We start from the raw sequence: 16,484 nt of genomic DNA, 5'->3' as shown, positions 1-16,484 counted from the left end.
GAAATAAATAAAATTTATGCATTAAACAATTAAGTATGCATGATTCGCATATAACAAGCTGTTTAATCGGGACTTTTTATAGCCTGCTGAGTTCCGCTTCGCTACACATTTTAGCAGGCTGATAAAAAGCCCCTTAACAGGGCGTTAAATGGCAAAAGATGGCATGAAGACTCTTCAACAGAAAAATGATGAACATTCGAAGTTGATAGCTAAGGAAAGGCATAGTGCGCTCTATTTGGCTTTGTCACTATTTCCAATATTTGTAATTTTTGGTTATGACTTCTACCAAGGGTTGGTTGGTGCAGAATCTCTTGGGTTTCATCCAGCACTTGTTGTGTTTGGTACTTTGCTCTTTGGTTTACCATTTCTAGTAATAGGGCAAATGCTCATACTTCCATCTTTGCTCAAGTTGACCTTATATGTTTTTATTCAGATCCTCTTCGCCTCATTGTGGTTTCTTGATGGATTATTATGGCTTGCATTAATTCCGCTTATTGTAATTTTTGGCATACTACAGTACCAATTGCCGGAGATCCGGAAATCTGTAGAACAGAATGAAAATGCCACTTAACAAGCTGCTAAACTGAGATTCACCAAGGCTGTCATGCCATTTGCTGAGCAAATCGCCCGCCAGCACTTGGTTCACTTATTAGCAGGGCGTTATACGATTTGGAAAGTTGGGTGTATTCAGTGGGTGAGTTGAGTGTTTCGGCTCGGTTTAGTTTGCATTTTATCTGTTTGCAAACTCGCACAATTTAAGTTTAATCGTTCGCTTTAAGTGAGATTGGGTCGCGCTGTGAGTTTGCTGTTAACGCAATCAAGGCGTGTGCTGAAACCTCGTCACATACAAGTAGATGAAAGGTCAAAAATTAATTTTTGTTCGCGTAGTTAGTTAAGTGGCAAGGTTTGTTGTCATATTTGAAGTTTCGGTTTTAAATGGTTGTGTTTGTGCAAGAAATTTATAATCGTATAACAAGGCGCTCAAGATGGATTCGTAACGCGTGCCGACTCGCATTCGCTCAGACATGGCACGAGTTACTCACCACTTAGCTTGGCGTTATGATTCTGAGGAAGTCAATGAGTAACGATAAAGTAACTACTAGTACCTTTGATGACTTCGTCAAAAGGTTTCCTGAGATGGCGCATCTTGATCCTATGAATCAAATAGATTTTAGCTTATCTGATATAAACCAAAATGAACTACAAGCTCTTAAACAATACTTCACAGGTATATGTACTGATTTAACACTTTATATGCAGTTATTTTCACAAGAAGCCAATATAACTGAATTAAATAAATTTAATGGCTTTGTTTTTTCTCGCTTGCAGCGAGCTTACCTTGAAAGAATATGCCTTAAAGTTGCTACTCTTATGGATCCACCTAAGAGTATGGGTAACGAAAACTTGTCTTTGCGTAGATTTATCAATCAAACCAAATCCTCACTATTACAAAATCAATTTGATCTATTGTATGAATTTTACAAAAATTCAGGTATCAAAGATTGGCGCAACAAAGTACTAGCCCATGCAGATCTATTAACTTTATCTGGTGAAAACGAATTAAATGTAAATTTCACAAACCAAGAAGTTGAGGCGTTTGTTGCAGATATACAGGGTTTTATTGATTGGGTGACTAACCCGAAGGTGCAAACCGACCATCAAGTTGTTTTACCCAGAGATGTAGATGGGTATTCATTTATGCACAAAATAAAATCGCAAAACGAATCATAACAAGCCGTTTAAGGCATGGACGTCTAACGCGTGGCTGACGTTCGTTCCTCACGATTATAGCCACGCATTATCCGCCCCTTAACGGAGCGTTATATGCCATGAGAAAAGTCGACGTAATTACTAAAATTCAAGCTTCTCTTGATAGCAGTGAGCCTCAGATTATTACTCCGAAAGGTAAAACTTATGAGGAGCATATTGAGCAACTCGCGAAGCAATTACTTCAGTCTGTTATTGAGCCGGTCTCTGTAAAAGTCACCTCTACAATAATTGAGGATGCTGACTTTGACACGTTCAGAACAGCAACTGTTTGGGGTATAGCTAGATCAGGCGTGAACTGGTTGTTAACTGTCGAAGGAAAGCAGGAATTTGCACTCGCATTTGGTGAAAATCCTTTAGATTTAAAGCTACATGGTTGTTCATCAAGTGATGCTCTAGCAGAGTGGTGCAGCTAGGCATATAACAAGGGGTTCAAATAAGCGGACACGTAACAGTTGGCTCGGTTCCGCTTCGCTACACATTTTAGCCAACTATTACTTAGCCGTTTAACGCGGCGTTTGGTGAATAAGCATGGGATTAGAGACAGTCGAAATTCTAATACAAATTGAAGAAGAGTATGATATTTCAATTCCAGATGAAGACGCCTATTTACTTGGAAAAGTAGGTGACTTAGCTCTATATATCGTTAATTCGTGTGAGCAAAACAACGGTGTTCTTATCGAAATAGAGCCGGTTATAGCTTACTTAAAGAGGATTCTGCATGAAGACTATGGAGTTCCGTTAGAGCAAATTACATTAAAGTCACATATTGTAAAAGATTTAGGGCTTGATTAAACACTCACCTAACAGGGTACTCAAAAGGACGCAAAACGCTTGGCTCATTCTCGTTACTCGCAAGTATTGCCATGTTTTATCCGGCCCTTAAGCGGACGTTAGGCATCAAGGAGGATTTAATGCACCTAGCACAGTTAAATATAGCTAAAGCCAAATATTCATTAGACGCACCTGAAATTAAGGAATTTGTAGATAATTTAGATCCTATTAATCAGTTAGCTGAATCTAGCGATGGTTTTATTTGGCGGTTAAAAGATGAAAGTGGCGATGCTACTGATATTCAGGCTTTTGAAGACCCAAATATTATTGTAAATATGTCAGTGTGGAAATCTGTTGATGCACTGAAAAACTTCATCTTTAGAACTCACCATCGAGATTTTCTTCGCCGTAAAAAGGAATGGTTCGATAATATCCCAACGGATAGCTATGTATTATGGTGGGTTCCTGAGGGGCACATACCGTCAATAGATGAGGCTTTAGAAAAGCTAGAGTATCTAAGGGAAAATGGAGATACACCACGAGCTTTTAGCTTCAAAAGTAATTTTACAGCGGTAGATTTTCTCGAAAAAGAAACCTAACACACATGAACCTTCTGCAGTCTGCGATAGTAATAACATGGCATGTTACTACTATCGCTAGATGGATTTCGAGGCTGATGAGAAGTGATGCCTCGGTATGCAATAAGGTTCTTTCGTAATTAAACTGGGGTGGCCATATTGGCCTTATGTTGAGTGGTTTAGTCAAGCTCGTTCACTACATACAACATACCTATGTTCACACGCCTCGAGAAAGTTGATCCTCTACAGCACATACGCCTGAAACAAGCTGTGCACGTTGACTTTGGCTTTCAGCTTTACTGCCAATAAATAAATGCCTGCTATCTTGCGATGAATAAATACAGCATCAACTGGTGGAGTATGCCATTGGTGTTTTTGTTGTTTTATTGCCAAGCCTTTGGTTTTCACCCGTGTTGCTAAGTTACTTGATGCAAAGTCATATTCTTGGTTAACGCGAAGAGGCTCACATGCTAGCTCAAAAATATCCAACACGTCGTCGAGGTAGCTTTGATCGATTGCTGAACCAAAAAAGCCGATTTGCTTGGCGGCAACCTGCATTGCCTGTTTATCTTTTTGCACAGCGGCATTCATGAGTGAACGATATCCCTTGGAAATGGTTTCTGGGATTGCTCTTGTGGCGCCGAAGTCTAATAGACCGATTGTTTCTGTGTGTGGTTGATATAAAAAGTTGGCAAAATTTGGGTCTGTTTGCATCAATCTGAAATCAAAGAGTTCCTGTAGAAAAAGTGCAATTAAATTGGCGACGATTTTGTTTCTTTGCTCTGCAGGATAACTGACTGCTTCTTCGATTTTGATCCCTTCAACAAAATCCATCACTAGTATATTTTTGTTTGATAGTTCTGATACGACCTGAGGTAGTGAGAACTCATTGGTGTTGATATGGGTCTGGTATTTAGCAATATAGTCTGCTTCAAGTTGATAGTCTGCTTCATTTTGCAGTTGATACTTTGCTTGCTCTAGCAGCTTATCCATTTCTAGATGTTTGGGTAATAACCCTGATAACTTGAGTAACACCGCAACATTATCAATGTCGCTGGCTATGGATTGTCGCACACCAGGATACTGAATCTTAACAGCCAATTTTTTACCATTTTCTAAGTGGGCTAGATGTACTTGCCCGATAGAGGCCGCGGCAAAGGGTCTTAAATCAAAATGAGAAAATCTGTTTAGCCAATCTTCGCCCCAATTTTCATCGAGTATCTCCTTGAGTTGCTTGTGTAGCATAGGCGTTGCGTCAGATCGTAAGCGAGCAAGAATATGACTGAGCTCAGGCGAAAGTAGTTCTCCTGCATCCATGGATAACATTTGCCCTAACTTCATCGCTGCACCACGTAGATGACCGAGCTGGTTGGCAACATGTTCGACGTTATCTGGCGTTAATAATAAACGACTTCGACTCACCTTTTTGCCTTGGGTTAGTTCCTTAGTGCCATCTACAAGCATGTTGCCAACGATTTTGGCAGTTAAGCCACCAAATTTACCTAACCTTGCTAAACGCGAAGAGGGGATTTTAGATTGGGTCATTTTAGGGTTCGACATGTATTTACCTTGATTGCTTATAGCGTTTCACTTGGTACTTAATACGTTGATGCCACGATAAGGTTTAGCTTCAACTTCGCTAATTTAAAAAACTTAACACTCGCCTTTAGCGTTTATTTTGCCTTTTATTCTAAAAGTCCTTTAGCGCAGCGTTTCAATAATAACTTGCTGAGATGACCACCTTTAGACATTGTACCGGATTTTGCAGGTGGCGATTTGGTTGGCGCTTAAAAGATACGTCCTTTGCTGCAGTGGTGCCATCAAGTAAATACATATTATATTCACGCATTCAGCTTAGGTATTACGTTTGCTTGATTTAAGGCAAGTAGAGTCGCTTAACAGTAGCTTATTAGATAGCGTTGAACTATCAGGAAGTTGGGTTCGTAATGCACGTTATTGGTGCTTAACTCCTGGATTAAGAATTTATTAAACAATGAAAAACGCTTTGTACTGGTTCAGTCACGACCTAAGAATTGTCGATAATAAAGCCTTGACTATCTGTTCTCGAGCTCAGTCGTTAACTTGCGTTTATGCAATCGATGATCGTTTACTTCAACAAGACAATTATCAGTGTCAGTATTTGGGGCGTAAACGTTGGCGATTTATCCACGATTGCCTTGTCGAGCTGCATACCGCGCTAGGTGAGATCAATCAAGGTATTAAGGTGTTGTATGGTGATTCAGTGGCTGAGCTTAGTAATATCATCAACCAGGCAAGCATTGATACGCTAATCATTTCCAGACAGTTTGGTTGTTATGAGCAACGCATTTTGAAAGCTGTGATAGCGGGAAATCCTGACATCAATGTTATAGAGGTTGATAATTATACTCTCTATTGTTCGAGTGATACTCCTGCGTTGATTGAAAAGTTGCCAAAGCAATTTACGCCCTTTAGGCACAAGGCGAGCAACTTTTCTGTTCCAAGGTTGGAGCAACAAATCGATATACTGCCTTCTTCGGTTATTCCCTATGAAACATCACTTATATTCCCCGCTAATCTGGCAAATCAATTAACCGCTACAAACCACTCATTAACCAAGTTTAGTGGAGGTGAGCGTGCGGCTTCAAAACAGTTGACTCGCTTCTTTGAAAACGGGCATGCAGATCACTACAAACAAACTCGTAACTCATTGGATGGCTGGGATAACTCCTGCAAATTTTCTCCCTGGTTAGCGTCAGGTAGCTTATCACCTCGTCAAGTGTATTGGCATTTAACTCAATACCAAACAGAACATGGTGTTAATGATTCAAATGAGTGGATTTATGTTGAGTTACTGTGGCGAGAATACTTTCAATGGGCCGCACTACAGTCAGGTAAGCAATTATTCAAGTTTCGTGGGCGGAATAAAAGTAAACCCTTAACCAGTTTTTACCCGGAGCGATTTGTATCTTGGGCTCAAGGGAACACAGCGTTCCCGCTGGTAAACGCAATAATGCACGAGTTAACCGAAGCAGGGTATATAACTAACCGTAGCCGTCAAATCGCGGCGAGCTGCTTAGTGAACGAACTCGCAATGGATTGGCGATTTGGCGCTGCATTTTTTCAACAACATCTCATTGATTACGATGTAGCCGTTAATTGGGGCAACTGGCAGTACATCGCTGGAGTAGGGTGTGACCCAAGAGGCGGTAGGCATTTTAACCTAGATAAACAAGCCGTGTGTTTTGACCCTGACGCAACTTATACTAAAAAGTGGCTAGGAAACAATGTATCCATAACTGATAGTCACGATATAGCTGACTGGCCAATTGCTTGATGTTGGTGTGTATGAGTCATAAGCCTAGTAACAAAAATCAACTCTATAAAATTTGTCCAGTGTGCCAACGGCGTTTCGACTGGCGTAAAAAATGGCAAAAAGTTTGGCAAGAGGTGAGGTATTGCTCAAAACGTTGTAGAGGTAATCGTCAAATCATCAATAGGAAAGGCACAAATGAAGCAGTTTAAACGAATTAGATTGATTCTTGGCGATCAACTTAACGCAAGTCATTCCTGGTATAGAGAGGTCGATAATAGCGCCCTTTATTTAATTGCTGAGCTGCCGCAAGAAACCAGTTACGTAAAGCATCATGTGCAAAAGGTTTGTGCGTTTTTTGCAGCAATGGAGCAATTCGCTCAAGCATTGAGTCAAGCGGGTCATCAAGTGTGCTATATGACCTTAGATGAAACTTGTCATTATGCTGATTTACCTGCTCTGATAAATGCGTTACTCACAAAACATCAGAGTCAGATTTTTGAATACCAACAACCCGATGAGCTTCGCTTATCCGCACAGCTAATTAGCTTTGATTTGCCCTCGGGTGTAGTTCGTCACCAAGTAAGTAGTGAGCATTTCTTACTTTCTCACGAAGAACTATTTACACACTTTTCGCCCAGTAAACACCATCGTCTAGAAAGCTTTTATCGGAAAATGCGAAAGCGTTTCAACATATTGATGGATGATCGTGGCCCTTTGGGAGGGCAATGGAACTTTGACCAAGAAAATCGACAAAAACTGAAACCTGTTGATATCGAAAATTTGCCCGTGCCATTAACATTCGCTAATGACGTGAGCCACATCTTAAAGCGGTTGGACAAACATCAAGTGTCGTTTTTTGGCAAGGCCGAACCAGAGTTATTGTGGCCGGTGACTAGGAAGCAGTCGATCGCTTTACTCAACTTTTTTTGCCAACATTGTTTAGCTAATTTTGGTCGGTTTCAGGATGCAATGACTGCAAAATCTGAGCATAAATGGAGCCTCTATCACTCGAGATTAAGCTTTGCATTGAATAGTAAAATGATAAGTCCTGCGCAAGTTATCTCAGTGGCAATTGATGCCTTTAATCAAAATCAACACAAGATATCATTGGCACAAGTTGAAGGCTTTATCAGGCAAATTCTTGGCTGGCGCGAATATGTCAGGGGAATATATTGGGTTAATGGCGACAGTTATTCCAACACCAATGCCCTTAATGCTACTCGTAAACTTCCTAATTGGTTTTGGAGCGGTAAAACACAAATGCGCTGTCAGCAACAAGCGATAGAGCAAAGTTTGGCTTATGGATATGCTAACCATATTCAGCGATTAATGGTGACAGGTAATTTTGCGTTAATAGCAGGTATTGAGCCAGATGAAGTTGATGCGTGGTATTTAGGTATTTATGTCGACGCGATAGAGTGGGTAGAGCAGCCCAACACTCGAGGTATGGCGTTATTTGCTGACGGTGGTCTGATTGCAACTAAGCCTTATGCCGCCAGTGGTAACTATATCAATAAAATGAGCGACTATTGCCGGGAATGCACGTACGACGTAAAAGATAAAACGTCTGATAATAGTTGCCCGCTAAACTCGCTCTATTGGCACTTTCTGCAACGCCATAAAACTAGATTTGAACATAACCCTCGAACTGCTTTGACCTATAAAAGTTGGAATAGACAAAGTGTAGAGCAACAACAAGCTATTCTTTCCCGTGCTGAATACTTACTTGAGAATCTCGATGCGCTTTAGGGCTTATCGAATAAGTGGCTAAGGCCCTAGGAAGCGTTAACCATTATTGCTGGTTTTTGTTCTGTTTAAGCTTTTGAATTTGCTTATCAAGATTATCTGCATCAAGTGTTAACTGAGAATATTGTCTTATATCACCGTTTCTTTGTGCATTCATCGCTTGCTCGAGTATAAGTTCTAGCTGTTTCTCGAGTTTTTTAACAGGATCAGGTTTTAAAAAAGAAAACATGGAATTATCTCCTAGAGACGGCGAGCAGAGTGCCAGTAGTTGTCGAGGCGTTCTATAAATTCATCATAGTGAGCAAAACTAAAGTGGGCCATCTCGCTGTATTTAGGGGCAGGGGATGTACCATTTGAAAACCAAGCGGCGTGCATGTTGGCGTTTAACGCTGCCTCCAAATCATAGCGAAAATCACCCACATAGATGCAGTCTTGTGGCTTAATCTGCCAATCGTTTGCAATGCTGAGTAAGGCATCTGGTGCAGGCTTCGGCGGTGCGTCCTCTCGAGTGATGACTTTATCGACCTTTATACCTGTTCGTTGCAGTTTGATTTGTGTTGCTTGATTTGAATTTCGTGTGACGATTGCCAACTTGATACTGTTACTAGCAAGTTCAGCTAGGACTTGTTCTACGCCTTGGATAATCGTAGCTGACTCTGCGTCTCGCATTTCGTGACCGTAGATTATCTTTTCGGCCTCTAAACGTGCTGGCAGAGGTAAGTTTTGGGTAAATTTAAGGATGTCATTTCCCGGCGGACAGCCAATTTGCTCACGAATTGTAGCGAAATCTAGGTTTGAGCTAACTAAGGTGTCATCTAGGTCAAATATTAAAGATTTAGGTTTCAATAGTTTGCTCTCTATTATCGTGGTCAGTGTTTCAAGGATGCGAGATTAAGTTAGCATCGTACACTTATACGCAAAAGCGTGCTTTTAGATCAGAACATGCGATCATGCGTTGGTTGATTGCGATGTGCTATTTGCAATGAGCCTTTTAAACTAAGAGCAAGCTAATGTTATGGCAAAACCAATCACCTGCTTACGCTTGCCAAAGTTTGTATTTAAAGCAATGTTGTCGAAATAGATGCAGTATAAAAATGTATAAAGGTCATGAGAGCAGCGACTGAATGGTCAGTGTAACGGGAGAGCCGTCAGTGATACCGTTGGACTGCTGTTATCAACTTTTTACAAGACAAGTAAGGTATTGATTCGCAGATTAAATATGAAAATAATTAATCAGGACTGTTTTGTGGATATCTAGCAAAAGAGACAAACCAATCGAAATGTAGAGAGAAATGCTGGTATTCATAGAGAATGGTACAACCGAGTGGATTCGAACCACCGACCCCCACCATGTCAAGTTTGGGTATGTTGCGCCTAATAGTTAACAAGTTGAAAAGCCTGCTAAATGCTCCACCCTGTAACTGAGTGCCATTATAGGTGGTGCCGTTTGGCAAGTCAACAACACCGAATAGGTGCCATAAAACAAGGCAATAGCCAGTTGTTTAATCGCTCAGTTTTTAGCCTTCCCATGCCTGTCAGTGTATCCCAAATCAACCTCTGCCATCTTCCTTACAAACTGTGCTGCTAACAGTGCCTCAAACGTCCCCAGTTGCCTTTGTTTCCCACCAACACCTATCACTGCCCTGAACTTGTTTTCGTCCCCTCTGGCTTCATACACGCCCACTCCATACACGCTGCTATTACACTTCTTACCTGTATTCCTGTTATTGGTGATAGAAGTACCTACACGTAGATTATCCCACCTATCATCTCTGCTATTCCCATTAATATGATCCACTATCTCCACTGGATACAAGGGAAGGGCACCAGTCATGTAAAGCACTGCTAAATGGGAAGTGTTATAAGCTTTCTTGTTTATGTAGATACGCCCGTACTTTCCATTCCCTCCAACTACCACTCCTTTATTGTTCACAAACACACCTGTATCTGGATGATATTGGTAAAGACTTTTTAAATGCGATTGAGTAATCATCACCATCATTCCCTCTTGAAATATCCAATCATATACCCAGTAACACAGGGCATGTAATTAGGAACTATTAAAGAAATAGATAAATAATTTCAATTTTTCTGTCACATTTCTGTCTTCCTATCGAGTTTATATACTTATATAAACGCCCACACAGACACGGGCACGTACACACATCTGGACGGTGAACCAGCGACAGCCCACGATTGGCACTTCACTACCTCGCTTCCTCTTTGACTTGCGCTGATGCTACCTTTAGCACCACACCGTTGGAGACCCGCTGAACCCTCTGCTTACTGGAGCAGGGCTACTAGGCGGCATCCTCTGTATCGGCTGTTGACCTAATAACCGCTATAACAGCGCTCTGAATGGGGACACGGGGACAACACCACCACTTATCGCTTATCGACTGCCAGCAATATGCCAGTTACATACGCCAGTGGAGTTTATTCGCGAGTAAGTGGTTGATAATAAATGAAAACAAAAATAAATTAAAAATAAGTTGAAAAATACTTGAAAAAGTGCTTGACAATCCCCATATCTCTTGGTATGATAGGCACAATAAATGATACGCGAAAGGTTGGCATCCAGTTTAATAATTGGAGGGTCGGCGTTTTCGTGTTTGTGTTTTGGAATTTTTAACTAACTAATAGCCGAAAGGCAAGGAGAATATTTATGGAAACTTTATCACTACAGCAAGACTACTTAACAGTTCACGAATACATGGAACTAACTCCATGTGAGATTGAGAAAACAATGTGGGTAGAACACTGTGCGAACAGCAGACGTCCATCTGATGTAGTCAGACGTTACTTAGAACGAGACGGTGGAGCAGTTGTGTACGACCACGTAACACCTGTCTTCGGTGCTGATTGGTTGAGTGAGAACTTAGTCCCGTGTTTGTGGGAACAACGGGTACAACAAGAGCAGTAATACAAACAAGAGTAGTAATACAGACAAGCGCCTTGTAGATGTGGCTAAAGGAAAAGCCAAAGGTGCTAACAATTAAGGAAAGTCCTAAGGGACAAGGAGAATATAATGAATGCAATAAAACTAATTAACACTTTCGCTAAACAGATCAAAGCGGTGATGGATATTGATGTGTCAGGAGTGAGCGTCTACCAAGTTTCACGTGACGAAAGCGGAGACGGTGTTGAACAACATTTCACAACCTTCGAGTGGCAAACAATTGAAATAGGGACTGGTGATTGGTCTTCTTTAGAAATTGAAGCTAATCACGAAGATGTGAATAACCCTCGCAAAGCTTGGAGAATAATCAAAACTGCTTTGTTGTTGGAAGCTGCTCGTGAAGCTAATGAAGCTGAATATAAAGAGGCAAAACAAGCAGCTGAAGCGTATTTACGCCCAGTAGTTGAGTATTACAGCGGTGAAGTCAATGAAATACGCGATACCTATTATGCACCTACTTCACCTTTTAGTTACGAGTATGCTGGGACAGAAGAACAAAGAGAAAACATCACAACCCAGTACAGCAGAAGCACTAATGCTTGGGCAGAGGTGTCATCCTTCTTCCTTAATCGAGGATTAGGTAGCGCTGATGGATGGATTGAAGCAGGCAGGGTGTCATCAGATGAGATGTTAAGAATGGCACAAGAAGCTTACCCAGATGTTGAGCAACGCTTTGTAGAAGGCGGTGATGATAGTTCCACAGTTACTTTGTTTACAGATCCATCGGAAGATGAACTAATTGAACTGACGCAGGAAGAATGTGAGGAAATGGCTACCACCTTGGAATATATGACTGATGAATCCAACAAGGTGAGGTTCTTTTTAAGATTGAAAAGTCAGCTAACCACTTTGTTTGATATTGGCGCAATGAAGAAAGACACCAATGGCGTATATCACGGAGCCAATAATGAGTGGAAGTTCAGAATGGAAATCAACGACAACAGTGTGTGGTTCTCTTATCTGCCAGTTGATGGAGGTAACTCAATAACGTTCCCTCAAACCTTCCCACTGGTTGGGTTTGACACGGACGCTGAACAAGCACAGGCATAGACATTAACAGCAGGTTAAAACGACATAGGCAATAGAGGAGCCACCTGCCATTTACATAACACAGGAGGTGTATGGAATGGCTTTTATGGAACGCATAGAAACTTCCAACAGAAATTATCTGGGATATTGCTCAGAACATGTGATTGAGGAAATTGAAATGTCTCCTCTCGCATTTAGATTATGGGTGCTGCTTATACACAGGTATCGGAAGTACAAGCACGTTGGCGATAGTTGGTTACATTGCTATAGCTGTTTTGATTGTTGGCTATTGGAGCGATCTAAAACCAAGTGTAGAAAGGCACTGCTCAAAGCAAAGAAAGAACTGAGAAGTTTAGGGCTTCTATTTTACGAGGCATGTTACGGAAACCAAGGCAACTGGTACGTGCCTCTAGACCCTGCTGATAGGGACTACAAGCGCACAGTGGCAGCTATTAACAGCTACAGCAAGACTAAACAAATTAAGCATATTCAATGGAATGAGGGCAACAATAATGAGAGCAACGAACAACTACAAGACAACGGAAGTGATAACACAACTGGACGAGAGCCAGACACCAGTGGGGCTGATATTCCACATGACACAGCGACAAGTGGAGAAGTGGAACAACAAGATACCAACTCATATGCTGGGCGAGAACATGACGCTGAACATTCTGACAGTGGAGAGGTTCGAGAAGATAGCGAGCCAAATGAGACAAGAGCTAGATTGCTAAGCTGGCTACACGAGAGAGACTATCTCTATGAAGTCAGTCCTAATGGCAATGTACTGATAAGTCATTTAGATGTTGGCTATGAATGGTTGAGCAAGGCTAATGATCAAGTCGAGCGCGAGGGAGGTGGGTTTATCATCAAGCGCAAAGTGTTTGGAGGAGTGCCATAGGCGCAATGTCAACGCTAATAGGTCTGAATGGCTGCTGACGGGGTTTATGTTGTTTCTTGGTGTGAATGTATCAAGAATGGATAAAACCCCGCTACGGGCGTCTGAGGCGCTCCTAGGGCTATCTACATTTATCAAGGAGGAATTATTATGAACTACTCATTACAACAAATACAAGAGGCATTACCTGCCATCTTAAAAGATATTAATCTACAACTTGGCTTACCTACCAACAGTAACTTATTGAACCTAACTATCAATGACGCATCAGGTGATTGGCTACCAATTGAAGGGGCGAGCAAGTATGAGCAACACGCTGAAACTAGAGCTGTTAGGAATGCTAAAACCTATCGCATCTTGGCAACTACTAAAAGTGGATACGTCAACATTGTCACTGACCAAGGCGAGAGGGTGATGTATCGAGCCAAGCCATAAACAGGGATATGCCGCCTCTTATTTGAAAAGTGCTACCTACCTACCTGCTTTTGTTAAAATGGCGTATAGGGCGTCTCAGGTGGCTTATTTAACAAAAAGACTGGTTATTTTGTCACACTTTCGTCTAAACAAAGAGTTTAATAGGTATAGAAACAAAATGGGAGACTGGTTATTTTATCACACCTCCCATCCACACATTCTCTTGTTTATACATTCCTTATAGACATATCCAAACAGCAGGGTGTGCTCAGTATGAGCGCCTCCCATTCACCTGTGAGCGCATACAGGGCTGGTAGTTGCGTGAAGCCCTCGTTTTCCTTAGCGGGGCACCCTATTCGCTCTTCTTGTAAGGGCACCCCATTCTTATTCGCTCGTCTCACGGGCGTCAACACATTACATCCACTATTTGAGGACTAACATTATGAGCATATTAACAACACTAAGGGGCAACCCTAAACGAGGCGTGACAATTCCACGCTTTGTATTAAGAGAGCGCGATTTACAATTCACTGAGAAGGCAGTGTTCTCCATCATCATTAACCAGATTGAATGGCACGAAGTCAACAGAGGCTATTACATCCCATGTATTGAGTACATTTCAAAGAAGCTGGGTCTTGGTTATTCCAACGTCTCTAAAATCATCTCGTATTTAGAACAGGAAGAATGGCTAGATAAAGGTGAGATGATCGGGAGCTATACATACGGAAGTAAGACACTTGGTGTGTACGAAGCATTGAAAGAACAAGAACTAACTCAGCCTTGGAGAGCTGAACAAGTCAAATAGCTCGCAAGTGAGCGTCATTATTTAAAAACACAACAACTAAGCAATGCCAAAAGGAAACCACAAAATGTAGTGATTGCTTCAACTATGGAGTACATCAATATGTCAAAACCAATCAAATCATTATCAACCATTTCAAAGAAAGAACTTCAAACAATCTGCGGCTTTACATTCGATGAAGCCAAAGCGATGCACAAGTATCGAACTAAGGTTCCTGTTATCACTGATGCTGAAATCCACGAGGCTTCTGTTGATGCTCGTACACTTCACGAACAACTCGGAGTTAAGACGCAGTTCAGTATTTGGATTGATCGTAAAATCAAAGACAATAAATTCACCAAGGGTCTTGATTACGAGCCACTAATCAAAATTGATTACTCGCCACAAAAGGGTGGTTCTCCAAAGGTTGATTACTTACTCACAGTTGATGCGGCAAAGGTGCTTGGTCTTCAAGAGAAGAATGAAATCGGGGCAGTTATCAGACGATATTTCTTGCTATGCGAGAAAGCTCTTAAAAGTCTTTACATGTACAACCCCTCTCGCATCTTAACTGTTAAGAATAAAGACCGATTGAACGAAGTGTACAACACACATTTCAACAAAATGGCTCCTGAGATCTTCTTCTCAATTACTAACGCAGTGGTCAGCAAGACATCAACAGGTGTTAAGCCTTACAGATGGAAACAAGCTGGACTACCGACACCTGCCAACTATTTAGAAGGCAAAGACTTGTCATTCTACTTAACAGTTCAAGACACCTACTTACGATGGTTGGAGAAAGGTAAGTCACTAAGTGAAGCACAGGAGTTAATTGAAGAGCTTTACGAAGGCGAAGGTGAAGGTATTTTCGATAAATACGTTAACCAGTAACAGATACCAGCTGTGGACTACAAGAAGCAGCTACTTAAACAAATGATGACCGAGATTTCGGTCATGAACAAAATCAACAAGTTAAACACACTTTACTACCAACTGCAAAATTTATATTAAGAGATGATGCGAGCGCGCATCATGAACAAAATAAGGAGAAACAACAATATGTTTAAACAACTAACAGAGCTTTCAAAAACAGATCTTCAATATTTGGAAACTGTACTACACCAAGGAACAGAGGTTGTAAATCTCTACAAAGAGAAATTACCAATCCTTGCAGGCATTGATAGCGATGTATTACACGTTGATGCTAGATCATTGCACAAGCAATTAGAAACTGAAAAAGGCTTCAAGGAATGGGTAGATGGCTTATGCGATTTTGTGACTTTCGAGAAATACACCACAGACCGATTAGAAGATGAATACGTGTTATGTGTTGATAGCGCTAAACAAGTATCAATGTTAGAGGACAGTGTAGTAGGGGACATTGTAAGGACGTTTTACTTACTGAACGAGAAATATCTTAATTATAGCTACGAGAAGCTAGCTGCAAAAAGACAAGCCGAACCAAGTCACTTGTTTATCCGTGCAGTCTCTAAAGGGATGAGTGAAGAAGATGCTCGTAAATTGGTTGTAGAGGTCTTACCACAAGAAGGTGCAGCCTTTTTAGCCACATTATAAGAATAAAGAACAACAAGCTGTGGACTACAAGAAGCAGCTACTTAAACAAATAAGGAACACATTATGAGAATACAACTTGAAGGCTGGTATGAAGAAACACTCAAAGATCTAGCCACTGAACATAACACATCAGTCACAGCACTGATTAAGCAATTTATCACTGATGCTCGTAGCAGCACTAAGGAGAGCACTAACAATGACAAGGAAGTTAATCACTAATCAATTCGAAATAACCAAGCTAATACAAGGCACGGATGCTGAAGAATTAGGTGTAACTGGTACAGAGAAAGCAATCTTAATACAGATAACATTCTATCTGGGCAATCAACATGAAGAATATCCTAACCAATGGATTTGTTACCCAAGTGTTCAGACAATAGCTAAAAGTTCTGGTTTTGGTTTATCCACTGTAAAGAAGGTTACAACTTCACTGGAAAAGAAAGGCTTCTTCACCAAAGTAAGGCGCTTCGATAACAGCAACGTTTATGTGTGGAATTATCTATCAACTAAACCAACTGTAAGCAAGCCAGCTCAGAAACAAGAGCCTTTACATCCCCAATCACCAAAAGCTGCCTACGGTAGCGTGAGTTATGAACACAGCAAGCCCTTCTAATGGGCGCTAGTTTAGATCAGAAACTTTCCATTGCAGATGAAGCTCAATAGAGTGG

General features: G+C 41.2%; 21 protein-coding genes. 17 read left to right on the top strand and 4 right to left on the bottom strand.

Annotated features, from left to right (window positions below; all coding sequences use genetic code 11):
- The first annotated feature begins 148 nt into the window (after positions 1-148).
- The 5 genes from G3R49_RS19485 (at position 149) to G3R49_RS19465 (ending at position 3,140) form a co-directional block, all read left to right on the top strand.
- Positions 149-571: a hypothetical protein gene (locus G3R49_RS19485; RefSeq protein ID WP_130602939.1), complete on the top strand. Its 423-nt coding sequence runs from the start codon at positions 149-151 to the stop codon at positions 569-571.
- Positions 572-1,077: 506 nt separating this feature from the next.
- On the top strand, positions 1,078-1,731 hold the full coding sequence (locus G3R49_RS19480; protein ID WP_130602941.1) for a hypothetical protein: 654 nt from the start codon (positions 1,078-1,080) through the stop codon (positions 1,729-1,731).
- Positions 1,732-1,829: 98 nt separating this feature from the next.
- Positions 1,830-2,183 carry a hypothetical protein gene (locus G3R49_RS19475; RefSeq protein ID WP_130602943.1) on the top strand — a complete coding sequence of 118 codons (354 nt, stop codon included), beginning with the start codon at positions 1,830-1,832 and terminating at the stop codon, positions 2,181-2,183.
- A gap of 115 nt (positions 2,184-2,298) precedes the next feature.
- Entirely contained in the window at positions 2,299-2,562 is a 264-nt protein-coding gene (locus G3R49_RS19470; protein ID WP_130602945.1) for a hypothetical protein, read from the top strand.
- Positions 2,563-2,681: 119 nt separating this feature from the next.
- Positions 2,682-3,140, top strand: a complete 459-nt coding sequence (locus G3R49_RS19465; protein WP_167870770.1) for a DUF3291 domain-containing protein — start codon at positions 2,682-2,684, stop codon at positions 3,138-3,140.
- A gap of 222 nt (positions 3,141-3,362) precedes the next feature.
- On the opposite strand, the gene G3R49_RS19460 is transcribed toward G3R49_RS19465, so the two are convergent.
- Positions 3,363-4,679, bottom strand: a complete 1,317-nt coding sequence (locus G3R49_RS19460) for an AarF/ABC1/UbiB kinase family protein (RefSeq protein WP_167870769.1) — start codon at positions 4,677-4,679, stop codon at positions 3,363-3,365.
- 433 nt (positions 4,680-5,112) lie between these two features.
- On the opposite strand from G3R49_RS19460, the gene G3R49_RS19455 reads away from it, so the two are divergent.
- Genes G3R49_RS19455 through G3R49_RS19445 form a run of 3 tightly spaced genes read left to right on the top strand, consistent with a single transcriptional unit; the run spans position 5,113 to position 8,163 of the window.
- Positions 5,113-6,435, top strand: coding sequence for a DASH family cryptochrome (locus G3R49_RS19455; RefSeq protein ID WP_167870768.1), 1,323 nt, complete (start codon positions 5,113-5,115; stop codon positions 6,433-6,435).
- 11 nt (positions 6,436-6,446) lie between these two features.
- Positions 6,447-6,623: a DUF2256 domain-containing protein gene (locus G3R49_RS19450; RefSeq protein ID WP_130602953.1), complete on the top strand. Its 177-nt coding sequence runs from the start codon at positions 6,447-6,449 to the stop codon at positions 6,621-6,623.
- Positions 6,610-8,163: a cryptochrome/photolyase family protein gene (locus G3R49_RS19445; RefSeq protein ID WP_167870767.1), complete on the top strand. Its 1,554-nt coding sequence runs from the start codon at positions 6,610-6,612 to the stop codon at positions 8,161-8,163. Before G3R49_RS19450 ends, G3R49_RS19445 begins: the two co-directional genes overlap by 14 nt.
- Before the next feature lie 43 nt (positions 8,164-8,206).
- On the opposite strand, the gene G3R49_RS19440 is transcribed toward G3R49_RS19445, so the two are convergent.
- The 3 genes from G3R49_RS19440 to G3R49_RS19430 form a co-directional block, all read right to left on the bottom strand.
- Complete coding sequence (locus G3R49_RS19440) at positions 8,207-8,389, bottom strand: DUF6435 family protein (RefSeq protein WP_167870766.1); 183 nt, start codon at positions 8,387-8,389, stop codon at positions 8,207-8,209.
- Between the two features lie 11 nt (positions 8,390-8,400).
- A complete protein-coding gene (locus tag G3R49_RS19435; protein ID WP_165399058.1) occupies positions 8,401-9,006 on the bottom strand; it encodes an HAD family hydrolase in 606 nt (201 codons plus the stop codon).
- Between the two features lie 664 nt (positions 9,007-9,670).
- Positions 9,671-10,153, bottom strand: a complete 483-nt coding sequence (locus G3R49_RS19430; protein ID WP_167870765.1) for an HNH endonuclease — start codon at positions 10,151-10,153, stop codon at positions 9,671-9,673.
- A gap of 672 nt (positions 10,154-10,825) precedes the next feature.
- Here G3R49_RS19430 and G3R49_RS19425 point away from each other — a divergent pair.
- The 9 genes from G3R49_RS19425 (at position 10,826) to G3R49_RS19385 (ending at position 16,429) form a co-directional block, all read left to right on the top strand.
- Positions 10,826-11,083, top strand: coding sequence for a hypothetical protein (locus G3R49_RS19425; RefSeq protein WP_167870764.1), 258 nt, complete (start codon positions 10,826-10,828; stop codon positions 11,081-11,083).
- 105 nt (positions 11,084-11,188) lie between these two features.
- Positions 11,189-12,169, top strand: coding sequence for a hypothetical protein (locus tag G3R49_RS19420; RefSeq protein WP_167870763.1), 981 nt, complete (start codon positions 11,189-11,191; stop codon positions 12,167-12,169).
- Between the two features lie 382 nt (positions 12,170-12,551).
- Entirely contained in the window at positions 12,552-13,049 is a 498-nt protein-coding gene (locus tag G3R49_RS19415; protein ID WP_167870762.1) for a hypothetical protein, read from the top strand.
- Positions 13,050-13,196: 147 nt separating this feature from the next.
- Positions 13,197-13,481: a hypothetical protein gene (locus G3R49_RS19410; protein WP_167870761.1), complete on the top strand. Its 285-nt coding sequence runs from the start codon at positions 13,197-13,199 to the stop codon at positions 13,479-13,481.
- 421 nt (positions 13,482-13,902) lie between these two features.
- Positions 13,903-14,265, top strand: a complete 363-nt coding sequence (locus tag G3R49_RS19405; protein WP_167870760.1) for a hypothetical protein — start codon at positions 13,903-13,905, stop codon at positions 14,263-14,265.
- A 99-nt stretch (positions 14,266-14,364) separates the two neighbouring features.
- Positions 14,365-15,132 carry an antA/AntB antirepressor family protein gene (locus G3R49_RS19400; RefSeq protein WP_167870759.1) on the top strand — a complete coding sequence of 256 codons (768 nt, stop codon included), beginning with the start codon at positions 14,365-14,367 and terminating at the stop codon, positions 15,130-15,132.
- Positions 15,133-15,300: 168 nt separating this feature from the next.
- Entirely contained in the window at positions 15,301-15,816 is a 516-nt protein-coding gene (locus G3R49_RS19395) for an antA/AntB antirepressor family protein (protein ID WP_167870758.1), read from the top strand.
- A 63-nt stretch (positions 15,817-15,879) separates the two neighbouring features.
- The gene (locus tag G3R49_RS19390) at positions 15,880-16,035 is read left to right on the top strand and encodes a hypothetical protein (protein WP_167870757.1); all 156 of its coding nucleotides are present in this window, start codon (positions 15,880-15,882) and stop codon (positions 16,033-16,035) included.
- Positions 16,013-16,429 carry a helix-turn-helix domain-containing protein gene (locus G3R49_RS19385; RefSeq protein WP_167870756.1) on the top strand — a complete coding sequence of 139 codons (417 nt, stop codon included), beginning with the start codon at positions 16,013-16,015 and terminating at the stop codon, positions 16,427-16,429. The genes G3R49_RS19390 and G3R49_RS19385 overlap by 23 nt, the downstream gene beginning before the upstream one ends.
- Positions 16,430-16,484 lie beyond the last annotated feature (55 nt).

The sequence above is a fragment of the Shewanella sp. WXL01 genome (assembly GCF_012263345.1).
Lineage (GTDB): Bacteria > Pseudomonadota > Gammaproteobacteria > Enterobacterales > Shewanellaceae > Shewanella > Shewanella maritima.
The sequence above is the reverse complement of the archived record's forward strand: the minus strand, read 5'-3'. Positions and strand labels throughout refer to the sequence as shown.

Bases quoted from the DNA above. Each gene is read 5' to 3' on its own strand.
- G3R49_RS19485 (WP_130602939.1), top strand. From the start codon at position 149: ATGGCAAAAGATGGCATGAAGACTCTTCAACAGAAAAATGATGAACAT.
- G3R49_RS19480 (WP_130602941.1), top strand. From the start codon at position 1,078: ATGAGTAACGATAAAGTAACTACTAGTACCTTTGATGACTTCGTCAAA.
- G3R49_RS19475 (WP_130602943.1), top strand. From the start codon at position 1,830: ATGAGAAAAGTCGACGTAATTACTAAAATTCAAGCTTCTCTTGATAGC.
- G3R49_RS19470 (WP_130602945.1), top strand. From the start codon at position 2,299: ATGGGATTAGAGACAGTCGAAATTCTAATACAAATTGAAGAAGAGTAT.
- G3R49_RS19465 (WP_167870770.1), top strand. From the start codon at position 2,682: ATGCACCTAGCACAGTTAAATATAGCTAAAGCCAAATATTCATTAGAC.
- G3R49_RS19460 (WP_167870769.1), bottom strand. From the start codon at position 4,679: ATGTCGAACCCTAAAATGACCCAATCTAAAATCCCCTCTTCGCGTTTA.
- G3R49_RS19455 (WP_167870768.1), top strand. From the start codon at position 5,113: ATGAAAAACGCTTTGTACTGGTTCAGTCACGACCTAAGAATTGTCGAT.
- G3R49_RS19450 (WP_130602953.1), top strand. From the start codon at position 6,447: ATGAGTCATAAGCCTAGTAACAAAAATCAACTCTATAAAATTTGTCCA.
- G3R49_RS19445 (WP_167870767.1), top strand. From the start codon at position 6,610: ATGAAGCAGTTTAAACGAATTAGATTGATTCTTGGCGATCAACTTAAC.
- G3R49_RS19440 (WP_167870766.1), bottom strand. From the start codon at position 8,389: ATGTTTTCTTTTTTAAAACCTGATCCTGTTAAAAAACTCGAGAAACAG.
- G3R49_RS19430 (WP_167870765.1), bottom strand. From the start codon at position 10,153: ATGATTACTCAATCGCATTTAAAAAGTCTTTACCAATATCATCCAGAT.
- G3R49_RS19425 (WP_167870764.1), top strand. From the start codon at position 10,826: ATGGAAACTTTATCACTACAGCAAGACTACTTAACAGTTCACGAATAC.
- G3R49_RS19420 (WP_167870763.1), top strand. From the start codon at position 11,189: ATGAATGCAATAAAACTAATTAACACTTTCGCTAAACAGATCAAAGCG.
- G3R49_RS19410 (WP_167870761.1), top strand. From the start codon at position 13,197: ATGAACTACTCATTACAACAAATACAAGAGGCATTACCTGCCATCTTA.
- G3R49_RS19405 (WP_167870760.1), top strand. From the start codon at position 13,903: ATGAGCATATTAACAACACTAAGGGGCAACCCTAAACGAGGCGTGACA.
- G3R49_RS19400 (WP_167870759.1), top strand. From the start codon at position 14,365: ATGTCAAAACCAATCAAATCATTATCAACCATTTCAAAGAAAGAACTT.
- G3R49_RS19395 (WP_167870758.1), top strand. From the start codon at position 15,301: ATGTTTAAACAACTAACAGAGCTTTCAAAAACAGATCTTCAATATTTG.
- G3R49_RS19390 (WP_167870757.1), top strand. From the start codon at position 15,880: ATGAGAATACAACTTGAAGGCTGGTATGAAGAAACACTCAAAGATCTA.
- G3R49_RS19385 (WP_167870756.1), top strand. From the start codon at position 16,013: ATGACAAGGAAGTTAATCACTAATCAATTCGAAATAACCAAGCTAATA.